8 protein-coding genes are annotated in these 12,703 nt (G+C 38.2%); 7 read left to right on the forward strand and 1 reads right to left on the reverse strand.

What is annotated here, in order from left to right; all coding sequences use genetic code 11:
* The first annotated feature begins 56 nt into the window (after nucleotides 1-56).
* The gene (locus QA584_RS03890; protein ID WP_278273192.1) at nucleotides 57-980 is read left to right on the forward strand and encodes a helix-turn-helix domain-containing protein; all 924 of its coding nucleotides are present in this window, start codon (nucleotides 57-59) and stop codon (nucleotides 978-980) included.
* Between the two features lie 62 nt (nucleotides 981-1,042).
* Here QA584_RS03890 and QA584_RS03895 read toward each other — a convergent pair whose 3' ends face one another.
* Entirely contained in the window at nucleotides 1,043-2,881 is a 1,839-nt protein-coding gene (locus tag QA584_RS03895) for a sugar-binding protein (protein WP_278273193.1), read from the reverse strand.
* Between the two features lie 454 nt (nucleotides 2,882-3,335).
* Between QA584_RS03895 and QA584_RS03900 the strand changes: the two genes are divergently transcribed.
* From QA584_RS03900 to QA584_RS03925, 6 genes are all read left to right on the forward strand, one after another.
* Nucleotides 3,336-5,426 carry a hypothetical protein gene (locus QA584_RS03900; RefSeq protein ID WP_278273194.1) on the forward strand — a complete coding sequence of 697 codons (2,091 nt, stop codon included), beginning with the start codon at nucleotides 3,336-3,338 and terminating at the stop codon, nucleotides 5,424-5,426.
* 274 nt (nucleotides 5,427-5,700) lie between these two features.
* A complete protein-coding gene (locus QA584_RS03905; protein WP_278273195.1) occupies nucleotides 5,701-8,607 on the forward strand; it encodes an extracellular solute-binding protein in 2,907 nt (968 codons plus the stop codon).
* A gap of 46 nt (nucleotides 8,608-8,653) precedes the next feature.
* Nucleotides 8,654-9,556 carry a carbohydrate ABC transporter permease gene (locus tag QA584_RS03910; RefSeq protein WP_278273196.1) on the forward strand — a complete coding sequence of 301 codons (903 nt, stop codon included), beginning with the start codon at nucleotides 8,654-8,656 and terminating at the stop codon, nucleotides 9,554-9,556.
* Nucleotides 9,557-9,581: 25 nt separating this feature from the next.
* Nucleotides 9,582-10,472 carry a carbohydrate ABC transporter permease gene (locus QA584_RS03915; protein WP_278273197.1) on the forward strand — a complete coding sequence of 297 codons (891 nt, stop codon included), beginning with the start codon at nucleotides 9,582-9,584 and terminating at the stop codon, nucleotides 10,470-10,472.
* Nucleotides 10,473-10,481: 9 nt separating this feature from the next.
* Nucleotides 10,482-11,957: a hypothetical protein gene (locus QA584_RS03920; RefSeq protein WP_278273198.1), complete on the forward strand. Its 1,476-nt coding sequence runs from the start codon at nucleotides 10,482-10,484 to the stop codon at nucleotides 11,955-11,957.
* Complete coding sequence (locus QA584_RS03925) at nucleotides 11,947-12,582, forward strand: Yip1 family protein (protein ID WP_278273199.1); 636 nt, start codon at nucleotides 11,947-11,949, stop codon at nucleotides 12,580-12,582. Before QA584_RS03920 ends, QA584_RS03925 begins: the two co-directional genes overlap by 11 nt.
* Nucleotides 12,583-12,703 lie beyond the last annotated feature (121 nt).

Below are 12,703 nucleotides of genomic sequence, written 5' to 3' on the forward strand. Positions count from 1 at the left end.
GAAAATGTTTATAAATATAAAGAAATGTGATATACTTATGAAAAGGAGTGTAATATATGCCGATTCAGTATACAAAGCTATTTCAATTACTTTCAGAAAAAAATATATCCAAAACCGAATTACAAAAGAGTATAGGAATGTCGTCTACTACCATGGCAAAACTTTCAAAGAATGAGAATGTCTCTATAAAAATTATAGAAGATATTTGTAAAATATTAAATTGTCAGCCGGGCGATATTATGGAGATGAGTAAAACTGCTGATAATCATCTGCTTAATTTGCTAAGAGAAGAAAAAGGTATGAAGTTAAAGGGGGGATTATATCATCAGACACAAGTTAAATTAGCTTACAATTCAAATCGTATTGAAGGCAGTAAACTGTCAGAAGACCAAACAAGATATATCTATGAAACAAATACAATTGTTACGGAGAAAGAGGAAACGGCTTCGGTTGATGATATTATAGAAACAATAAATCATTTTCAATGTTTTGACTATATGCTAGATATAGCAGATCAAAAATTATCAGAAGATATTATTAAAAGTTTTCATAAAATTTTGAAAAATAATACATCAGATAGTAGAAAAGAATGGTTTAATGTGGGTGACTATAAAGTAAGACCAAATATGATTGGAGATCAAAAGACAATAGCACCTTCAAAGGTAAAAGGTGAAATGGCAAAATTACTAATTAATTATAATCAAATTTTGTATGCATCCTTTGAGGATATTATTGAATTCCATTATAACTTTGAAACCATACATCCATTTCAAGATGGAAATGGAAGAGTTGGACGCATGATTATTTTTAAAGAGTGTTTGAAAAATGGAGTCACTCCATTTATTATTGATGAGCAACATAAATTATTCTATTATAGAGGCTTAAAGCAATTCTCGGAGGAAAGAGGATATTTATTAGATACTTGCTATTCGGCCCAGGATCGATACAAGGAATTATTAGCATATTTCAACGAAGAATAAGATGTTAAACAACCTCCAATCAGTATTGCCTAGATTGGAGGTTGTTCCAGTTGATATGTCTATTAATCTTGAAATAAATCCGGCAGCATATTATACAGATACCGGTTAACACAGTTCCAGGTGTGAGTACCATCCTCCAGTGTCATAAAATACATATTACCTTTTGACAAGTCAGCAGTATAGATAAAGCTGTCCGTTAACTTTTTCATGGAATCAATCTGTGTTACCATACCGCCGTAAGCCATATCGTCGGTTCCCGTAGCACAAAAGATTCTGTAATCATTTGGTCCATAACCAGCTTTCTTTGGGATGCTTGCCAAATACTGTGCCATCTGGTCTGCACTGGATCCTTCATAACCCATACCACTTACATCTGCCAGGCAATATAAACTGATTGGCATATAATACTTAAAATAGTCAATACCGTAGATATAATTGTACCAGGTACATCCCGAGCCCATGGAGAATCCGCCGAAGGCTCTGTGAGATCTGGCAGCAATCAGATCGGTTTGGGAGGCGGAGGCAGCATAGGTGTTATACTTTGTTTCAACCAGAGGCAATATATCATTAATAAGCTCATTATGGAAATTCTGCACCAGTCCGAACATATTGGAATTGCCTTCGTTGGTCCAGGTTGGAGTAACAACAATCATTGGCTCTAGTTCATTGTCAGCTATCATGTTATCCAGTATTTTCATCAGTTCCGTATTCTTTCCCGGACCTCCAAAGATGGTATTTTGATTCTCACCCATGCCGTGAATCAAATACAGTACATTATATTTTTTGGACTTATCATTTGCATTATAGCCATATGGTAGATATACATTCAGATACTTCTCAAGTTTTTTATTATCATTATCATAAGTATAGGTCGAGTAATCAAGCCGCTCAATGGTACCCTTATGTACATCGGTAGTTTTATATTCTGTTGGAACTTGCAGACATTCTTTATCCTCATAACCCTGATCGGAGTGTTTTAAGTTTCTTACAGACAAATTTAGTTCGGAATATATCTGGTCAATCTTTTTTTGTTTCGCTTTTTTGTCTCCAAGAATTAAATCAGCTTTTTTTACCAGTTTTTCTACTGTTTTCCCGTTGGTGTACCGCTCCAGCTTAATTGTTTTTGCATACTTCACCAAATTCATCAGATCATAGGGGTTTAAACCAGAAATCGTACCTGCTTTTTTTCCGGTCAGAACAGTATTGCCAAAAAGACCGGTATCGGCATAAGCACTGCCGGTTTTATCAAAGAGATTAAGGGTAGCAATCCGTTTACCCTCTTTGGCATCATTGATTTGTACTTCAAAGCCCAATACTTTATTATTAACTGGTGGCTTTAAAAGAGCAATTCTGGCTTCAATAAGATAACCATCCTTAACTTCCTTGGTACAGGTATAGAACCGGTTTAAATCACCGTGGTCTGCGGACTGTTTGTTTTTATAATTTACACGGAATTGCAGATCATCTACGTCAAAATCTTTTGTCTTGTCATTATTTTCATCCAGAAAGATTTCAAGGGAATCCCGTTCATAGACGGAACCGGCTTCGGCAGACAAGTGACTGTCTTTTATCTCTGCCAGTATGTACAGAGCCCTGTCATCCCATAGGGTTTTGATGGTGGCGGTAGTATCTGTGATACCGGAGCTGATAACAGGTAGGACAGGTACGGCCTGCTTCCAAACTTCGTCGATATTTCCGTCGATAACTGGAGAACCAAAATTGGTAACCATTGGTCCAGGACTATCCGAACCATTCTGCTTGGTGGCTATTCCGCCAGGGGCTTTTTCGCTGGTGGCTGCCCGAATCAAAGAACTTGAGCCGGGAAGCCAGACAGCAATTATTGCTGTTGCAGTTAGCAAAACTGTAAAACGTTTTAAAAATTTGTTTGTTCCTTTTTTCATAGATATACACCACTCCTTTTTTTATTTAGTATTCCAAAAAGCTGTCAAGAAAAAATGTGCAGACAGAGTAGCCTGTTCTGCATATGGAAGCTTTTGGAGTTACTTGGATCTAATTCTTTTGTATGTACCAGTTGTTTGATTTTATTAATAAGATTTATTACCGGATATACTATTGTAGTTATATTAGGTCTAAAATATTATCTCACACATGGAAATATATGTCAATGAATTGAAAAGAAGAATATTGTCTTTTATTGTACATAATTAACAAAATAGTATACTTAACATAAGGATAAATATATAATAAACACATTATTTCGATTGACAATTATTACATAAAGTCTTATTATATAAATATGGAACCGATTACACAAGGGATGCAATTAGTCATATTAACAGTTTTTTTTTGAATTAAAGTGTAATCGATTACATACAAAAATTAGGAGGATGATTTATGAGCAAAAGAATTCTGAAGAGAATCACATCGTTGTTGGTTATTTTTTGTGTACTGGTTACATCCTTTACAGGATGTGCCAAAAAGCCAGATAAGAATGACGAAACAACACCTACAGCAGTAACAGCATCAACAACAGCAACTACGGAAACTGCAGAAGCAGGAACTGCATCGGGAGAAACAAAAACAATTAGATGGGGGACACACTGGTTACCGGATATCGATCCAAATTACAAGGACCCAACTACTGGTGAGTATACAATGGATGAGGCTTCAAGACAGGCATCCATGGCGGCTCTTCAAGCTGCTAAGGAACAGTTAAATGTAGAGGTACAGTTTGTACAGTATGCAACAGATACACGCAGCGAACTGCTTACTAGTGTATTGGCAGGTAATCCGGTTTGTGATATTGCAGTTATGTGGGGTGGATCTGAAATCACCGTATTAGGACAGAATATTTTGCAGCCACTTGATCAGTATGCGGATTTATTTAGTGATCCGGAATACTCCTGGATGTTTTACGACAAGATTTATGGACATAACTATTTTTTAACAGCAGAACAGAATTTTATTCCGAGATGGCCGTTAATGTTTAATGCCACTTTAATCAGCAAGGTAGATTCTTTAAAAGATTCGAATGGAAAGACCATTTATCCTACAAGTTTATATAATGAAGGTAAGTGGACCTTTAGTACCTTTAAAGATTATTTGAACAAAATCAGTGCTTATTATGCTAATACAAAAGCACCGGAAGGTTGTCTGCTCAGTACCGTGCAGGCTTATGAATCAGATCATAGAATGGCTACTCTATCCTCTATCTTTGCAGCCGGTGGCGGTATTTATGGATCAGATGGTTTGGAAGCGGATTCAGAGGGCACGATTAAAGGTGTTGCTTATATTAAAGAACTTATGGATGCAGGCATATACAAAGATTGTGGTTTATCCGATGATGAATATACACCACGCTGGTGCCAACAGGCTACCGACTTCCAGAACGGTGGAAGTGTATTTACAGATATGCCTGACTGGTGGATTTCCGGTGTTTGCTCAACGGCAGCGGACCGCGGTGAGTCTATTGGTATTGTGCCCTGGCCAAGACCAGATGATATGGCAACAGATGATCCGGCATATCAGCAGGTATTATCAACCGGTAACAGTATGGGTATCTTAAAAGGAATCAGTGAAGACCAGGCGAAACTGTGCATGGAATTCTTAAAAGTATATTATGGTACATATTATAAAACCCTGGGTGGGGTTGACAGTGTTACAAAATATAAAGAAGCGGCGGCTTCTGCTAAGGCAACAGGCTATGGCTACGATATCTTCAATGAAGAGTTTGGCGATGAGCTATTACAGACCTTTACAGATATTTCAGTTAAGCTGAAAGTAAATAACTATGCGGGATTATTAGGATATCAATCAATATGGGAGAACCTAATAGGAAAATCTTTCTATGGAATAGATGGTTCTCCAAGCTATGATGTTGCAATAAAAGCCAATAAAGATTTATTTACCAAACAGGCAAAGGATATGGAAGCAATTTTAGCTACTGATGATATCAGAGATAATGTTGCACCTGACATTAAGAAGACAAAGACGTTTGCTTTCCCTGCGGGAACAGATCCGTCAACTATTACCTTCTCAGACTATGTAACTTGTGAGGATGCAGTAGATGGTATTCTGGATGCAACAACAGCAAAATATGATTATTCCAGTGTTGATTTTGCTAAGACCGGCACTTATGATGAAGGCCTAAAGGTTATCATTTCTGATAAATCAGAGAATGAAGGCAGTATGAAGACAAAGGTTATTATCTTCAATCCGGACAATAAAAAGGCACCGGTTATTATTACCAAGAAGGATTACAGAACGATTAAAGTTGATGAAGATGCATCTGCAATTAACTGGAAGGATGATTTTATAGAAAGTGCCGCAGATGTTGATGGCATCGACATTAAGGAAAATATAACAGCAGATATCTCAAGTCTTGATACAACAACTCCTGGCGAATATGAAGTAATTATAACAGCCGCTGACTTTGCAGGAAACAGTGCAGAGGTTAAAGTTAAAGTTACCGTTGCAGCAGAGTAAGAGACTTTGCTATGGCAGAGAAGTGATTTAGCAGAAGCGTTAGTTAACTTAGTAGTGGAATCTGTACATAACTATTACAGGGTTAAAGTTAAAAACAATAATAATTAAATAACTGGCTGAGGTTGTTGTAAATTGCCTATATGGTTTTACTAGGTTGTAATCATAAAGCAGTTTGCAGCAACCCCATTTCATGTAACCATCATATTAATAATGATTATGATATAAAAATATAGACATAAGCTTTTAATTTATCTGGAAAGGCACAGGTATCAGTATGAAATCAAAGAAATCCTTGATAACGCTCATAGTAACTGTTCTTATCATAGTGATTGCTATTATTGCCGTGTTTTTGAATAGAAAGGATTCTAAAGGGGAAGCATATGCAATTCCCGCTTCCAATGCCGTTGTTTACGATACTTCCTATCAGGAATATCTAAACCAAAATGGTTATGATGGAGTTGTTGAGGATGCAACGTTGCAAGTTGATCTGAATAATTATACGGCATCCGGGGATATGACAGTAAAGAAATTAGGGAATGGTTTATCAACCGGAGATTCCGGGTCTATTACCTGGGACTTACTTGTTGAAAAGGAAGGTTTTTATAATCTGGAGGTTGGATATATCCCAGAGCCTGGAACCACCTCAGATATCCAACGGCGTTTGTTCATTAATGGAGAAGTTTGTTATAACGGTTTGGAACAGGTCGTGTTTAAACGGTTCTGGAAAGATGAAGCGATCAACAGCAAAGCTGGGAATGAGATCAGACCGAATACAATAGAAGAGTTCATAGAAACAAAACAGTTCATTGAAGATTATGAAAGACGTGTCGGTGAACCTTATATGTTCTATCTGAAAAAGGGTCTTAATACGATAACCTTTGAGGTTGTGAAAGAGCCGATTGAATTTACCAGCATAATTTTTAAAAAGGCAGGTAAAGCAACTGATTATAATACAGCAATTACGAAACTTCGGGAGGAATATCCGGTATTTGATGGAGCCAATATTATCTGCCAGGCAGAGCGTGCAGGCGGCGGGACATTAAAGCTAGAAAAGAATTCAGCCTCCATAAATATACAGAAAAACTATTCGGATTCCCGGTTATCCCCCTACCACCCTTACAAAATAATTTATAATACCATTGGCGGTACGAACTGGAAACAGCCCGGAGATGCAATTACCTGGGAGATTACCGTACCAAAGGAAGGGTTGTATGAATTAACGTTTAAAGGAAGACAGAGTCTGAAACGAGGAGTAACCTCCTGCCGCAGATTATTAGTCAATGGAGAACTGCCTTATGCCGAGATGAATGCACTGAATTTTGAGTACAGCAGCGGCATGATAAATTATACCATAACAGACAAGGATAAAAATCCTTATCTATTTCATCTAAAAGAAGGCGTAAACACTATTACGCTGGAATGTGTCGCAGGTGATTTTGGCAGTGTAATCAATGATGTGGAAGACAGTATGACACAGCTAAATCAGATGTATTTAAAAGTAATTAAAATTACCGGACAAACACCGGATAAATTTATTGATTACCAAATTGCTGAAAAATTCCCTGAATTTTCAGAAACAATGGCAAAGGAAAGCGAACGTTTACAGACCATTGTAGACCAACTGGTGCAAATAACCGGCGAAAAAGGAGAAAATACCAGTCTGGTTCAAAAAATGGCAATTGAGGCCAGGGAACTGTCAAAAGAGCCGGAACGAGTAGTAGAAGAATTAGGACAATTTAAAGAAAATATATCAGCACTGGGTACCTGGCTCATTACAATTACTGAAATGCCGCTGGAACTGGACAGCTTTATTGTATCCGGTGAGGATACTAAGCTGCCAAGAGCAAGTGATACTTTCCTGGAAGGGGCATATTATGGAGCTTACCGTTTCTTAACCTCTTTCTTTGTTAAAACCAGTCAGGTCAGTCAGGATGCTTCAAAGGATTCTGCCACCATTAAGGTGTGGATGGTAAATTCTGTCGGAACCAACGTCCAATCCATTGGTCATGAACAAGCTCAGATTATACAGAATTTAATTGATGAGAGTTTTACGCCGGAGACAGGTATTAAAGTCAATCTTCAGCTAATACCTCTTGATGTAGTTTTACGTGCTGCCTTAGCAGGTAATGCACCGGATGCCGTAATTGGTTTGTCACAGGCCACCTTGCAGGATTTTGCTATGCGTGACGCAATTATTGACCTGTCAAAGCTTGACGGTTATGAAACGGCAACCAAAACCTTTTACAAAAGTGAGTTGGATGCGGCCTCTTATTTAGGCGGCGTATATGGTATTCCCGAACAGGCTGATTTTTATATGATGTTTACACGTAATGATATATTAAAGGAAATCGGTCTTGAAGTACCTAAAACCTGGGAAGAAGTAAAGAATATGCTTCCGATTTTAAAGAAAAATAATTATGAATTTTACCTTCCGACTGTAAAAGGAGCCTCTAACTTCTATCCTTCACTGGTATATCAGTACGGAGGAGATTTATACCAGGGAAAGGGAAACGATTATGGTATGGCCAATGCATTGGGATCTGATGCGGCCATGCAGTCATTTAAGCTCTATACGGACTTTTTTACTAATTATGGGCTTATAGCAGATGCAGATTTCTCCAATCGTTTCAGGACAGGAGAAATGCCCATTGGTGTAACGAAATATACAACTTTTTGCCAGTTGGAAGTATTTGCGCCAGAAATCAAAGGGTTATGGTCTTTCCAACCGGTACCAGGCGTTGAAAAAGAGGATGGCTCCATTGATAATCAGTTTGTAATCGAAACTATAAACAGCGCAATACTTAGCACTTCAAAGAATCAGGAAAAGACCTGGGATTTTGTGAAATGGTGGACGAGTACCGATGTTCAGCTAAAGTATGCCAATACAGTAGAATCTGTTATGGGTACCGCAGCAAGATATCCTTCTGCTAACCCAGAGGTATTAAAGCAATTACCCTGGAGCAATAAAGAACTTTTAGAACTTATGTCTCAGCTTTCTAATACTGCAGGTATACCGGCAGTACCAGGAAATTATATGACCAATCGAATGATACTATATTCCTTTAATAAAGTATTAGCCGAAAACACCAATCCAAGAGAGACCCTGTATCTGAACTTAAAGACAATTGATAAAGAGCTTACTAACAAACGTAAGGAATTTAAGCTCTCGGCTGCAAAGTAATATGGATAAAGACTGAAGCAGTCTGAATAAATAAGGAGGTATTTCCTTGAAAACGAAAAAAGAACCATTTGCTGTTATATGGAAGCGTCATAAGTATAAATATCTGCTGATTGCACCATTTGCCATTGTATTTATGTTTTTTACCCTGATTCCGGTTATTATATCAATAATATTAAGTTTTACATCCTTTAACATGGTGGAAGCTCCCAGCTTCAGCGGATTGACCAATTATGTGAATCTGCTGGTCAGGGATGATATCTTTTTAATTGCAGTGAAAAACACCCTGCTGTTTGCATTAATTACCGGACCAATCAGCTATATGCTGTGCTTTCTGGTAGCCTGGATGATTAATGAACTACCACCCCTGCCAAGATCCATCTTAACCCTGGTATTTTATGCACCGTCAATCTCTGGTAATGCATACATGATCTGGAAACTGATTTTTTCCTCCGATACATACGGCTGGGCTAATGCATGGCTGATGAAGCTAGGGATTGTCTCAAGCAGGATCCTATGGCTTGACACAGCAAAATATGTAATGCCCATACTGATAGGAGTACAGCTTTGGTTAAGTCTTGGCGTAAGCTTTTTAGCTTTTATCGCAGGACTTCAAAATGTAGATAAATCCTGGTATGAAGCGGCAGCGGTTGAAGGGGTTAAAAACCGCTGGCAGGAACTTTGGTATATTACACTTCCGTCTATGAAGCCTCAGTTAATGTTTGGTGCGGTAATGCAGATTACCAGCTCCCTTTCGGTTTCGCAGATATCAATTGACCTTGCAGGCTTCCCTTCTGTTGAATATTCAGGACATACCATCCTGACACATCTTCATGATTACGGTAATGTCAGATATGAGCTTGGTTATGCCTGTACCATAGCAGTAGTTCTATTCTTTATTATGCTGTTATGTAATATCATTGTGCAGAAATTACTCCGTAAGCTGGGTTAAGCCAGGCGGCAGATTGGAGGTTAATGTGAAAAAAATATATCGTTTTCTGGTATCAAAAATAAGAGCAAGAAAAATAAGACGAAGAAATAGAAGCTTGTTTGGTGACATTGGGTTGACTCTGTTACTTGGCGTCTTTGGTCTGTTCAGTCTTTTCCCATTATGGTTTGTAGTAGTGAATGCGTTTAAACCTATGAGTGAGATTTTTATCTTCCCGCCAAGACTTACGGTGGATAATCCTACCCTGAGTAACTTTTTTGATCTGGCAACTATCATAGAGCAGTTCAATGTTCCGTTGACAAGGTATATCTTTAATACACTTTTGATTACAGGACTGGGAACCGGGGGCACGGTACTGCTTGGCTCTATGGCAGCGTTTCCCCTGGCAAAATACACCTTTCCAGGATCAAAGATAATGAGCAATGTTATTGTATATGCCCTGATGTTTAATGCTTCGGTAACAGCAATTCCTAATTATCTGATAATGAGTAAGTTTGGCATGATAGATACTTACTGGGCGGTCATACTGCCTGCTGTAGGCTCAACACTCGGGTTGTACCTGATGAAAAACTTTATGGTACAGATACCGGATGAGATGTTAGAAGCGGCAAAGATCGATGGTGCCGGAGAATTCAGGACTTATTGGAGCGTTGTTATGCCCCTTTGCAAACCGGCTTGGATTACCTTGATTATTCTGTCCTTTCAGCAGATGTGGGGTACTACCGGCGGGGTATTTATCTACAGTGAAGAATTAAAGCCGGTGACCTATGTATTGCAGCAGTTAGTCAGTGGTGGGATATCAAGAACAGGTGTATCGGCCGCAATTACCTTGGTTCTATTAATCGTTCCCATAACGGTTTTTGTCCTGTCTCAAAGCAATGTTATCGAGACTATGGCAACTTCCGGTGTAAAAGGATAGGAGGCGCAGATGAAGAAAAGAATCTTAAGGTTATTGCTTATAATTATTTTGGTCTCAACCCCGATGGTTGCTCAGGCGGCTGATAAGAAAGGTTATTCTTTTGATGGCTATACCTATGATTTCTGGTGGAATGCCATTGAAAGTCCGGCAGCGTTCCAGGTGGACCAGGTACTGGATGGGAATAGTATGGGCGGCAACGGGTTATTAAGCGTAAATGATGTATGTACCAGTTTAGATGGCAGAATCTTTTTGGCGGATACCCTATCAAACCGGGTGAATATTGTTGATCAGAATGGTAATTTTATAAAGTCCTTAAAGGTAATAAGAGATTCCAATGATAAAATCGTTGTGGATCAGGATACCGGCAAGCAGATGATTTTAAATGCTCCGGAAGGAGTGTTTTATCATGAGAAGGAAAATGAGCTTTATATTGCCAATACCGGAGCTGAGAATATTATTATTCTGGATGGCTCAGATTATACAATGAAGCGTTTGATTAAGAAGCCGGATAACATGACTGGTGTAACACAGTTTAAACCCTCCAAGCTTACAGTGGATAATACAGGCCGTATGTATGTAGTAGTACAGTCAAGCTATGAAGGTATTATAGAACTGAACTCCGATGGAACCTTTTCCAGGTATTTCGGAGTAAATAAACCCCGTGTTAATTTAATGGATTACTTTTGGAAATCAGTCTCTTCGGATCAGCAAAAGCAGCAGATGAAGAAAACCTTTGCACCGGCATTTAATAATGTGGCGATTGATGAGGATGGTTTTGTTTATGCGGTAACCTATGATAAAGCGGCAGAGTTTATGGCTTTCCGCCTTAATTCCGGAGGAAAGAATGTACTGAGGGAGCAGGGAGATACGCCGGTAATTGGCGATGTCCACGGTCGTTTCAGCAACCCCAGTGAATTTGTGGATATAGCAGTTACGGATTACGGTACTTATGCGGTAGCAGATAAATCCAGAGGAAGAATTTTTATCTATGATTATGATGGACAGCTGTTAAATACCTTTGGCTCCATTGGTAATACCAAAGGCTCCTATAATAATCCTACTGGAATTGCCTGGCTGGGTAATAGGCTAGTGGTAAGTGACAGCGGACTAAAATGTGTTTACATATTAAAACCAACAGTTTTTGGAGAAACTGCCCTTTTAGCCAGTAAAGAATATTATAATGGGCAGTGGGATGCGGCCTTAAAGGATTTTGAAAAAATATTAAAGATAAATTCAAATTATGAAATAGCATATATCGGAATAGGAAAAAACTATTTGATGAAAGATGAGTATAAGAAGGCCATGTATTATTTCAAACAGGGAAATAACCGTATCTTTTACTCAAAGGCCTATAATGGATACCGTGCGGAAGTATTACAAAAGCATTTTAGTATTGTGGCAGCACTGTTTCTGGTCTTTATTACAGCAGTTATTGCTTCTGAAGTAAAATATCATAAGAAGGAGGGCAGACGCGGTGAAAAATGAGATAAGGAAAGAAAAATTATTCTATCTAAAACATGCGGTATTTCATCCCTTTGATGGATTTTATGAAATTAAATACCGAAAAAAAGGCAGCCTTCTGATTGCTACTATTATTTTATTCCTTTACGGAGTTATAAAGTGTATATCCTATCAATATACCGGATTTGTAATGAATAAGAATCCAATCTTTACCATGAACAGTATATCCATATTTGTCTCGGCAATCTCTGTTTTTCTGCTTTTTACTGTTAGTAACTGGACTGTAACAACCTTATTTAACGGAAAAGGAAATATGCGGGATATTTATACGGTAGTATGCTATTCCCTAGTTCCCATGGTGGTGTTTAACCTGGTTACAGCAATAATAAGCAACTTTGTCATAACAGAGGAAGTAATTATACTACAATCACTGCAAAGTCTTTCAATCGTTTGGTTTGCCTTTATTTTACTGGCCGGGCTTTGTATCATACATGAATATACCTTTGCATTAAATATCAAGACTTTGCTGGCTACGGTAGTTGCCGCTCTGATTATTGTCTTTATAGGCATACTATTTTTCTCTTTGATTGAACGAATGTATTATTTTGTAATGTCAGTTGCCAGAGAAGCCTTGAGGCGGATAGGCTAAGAATCAGTTAAGTAATGAAGAAAAGCGAAGCCGTGCCGGAAGGATTATGATAAAGCACAAGAACCATGCACAGGAATGGAAGTAAGAGTGAAAGAAAATTTAGTAGGAAAGGTGCCACATT

The organism is Anaerocolumna sp. AGMB13025, from assembly GCF_029689925.1.
GTDB lineage: Bacteria > Bacillota > Clostridia > Lachnospirales > Lachnospiraceae > Anaerocolumna.

What these genes read in the sequence shown, in the direction of transcription:
- QA584_RS03920 (WP_278273198.1), top strand. Translation starts at nt 10,482, where the DNA reads ATGAAGAAAAGAATCTTAAGGTTATTGCTTATAATTATTTTGGTCTCA.
- QA584_RS03890 (WP_278273192.1), top strand. Translation starts at nt 57, where the DNA reads ATGCCGATTCAGTATACAAAGCTATTTCAATTACTTTCAGAAAAAAAT.
- QA584_RS03895 (WP_278273193.1), bottom strand. Translation starts at nt 2,881, where the DNA reads ATGAAAAAAGGAACAAACAAATTTTTAAAACGTTTTACAGTTTTGCTA.
- QA584_RS03900 (WP_278273194.1), top strand. Translation starts at nt 3,336, where the DNA reads ATGAGCAAAAGAATTCTGAAGAGAATCACATCGTTGTTGGTTATTTTT.
- QA584_RS03905 (WP_278273195.1), top strand. Translation starts at nt 5,701, where the DNA reads ATGAAATCAAAGAAATCCTTGATAACGCTCATAGTAACTGTTCTTATC.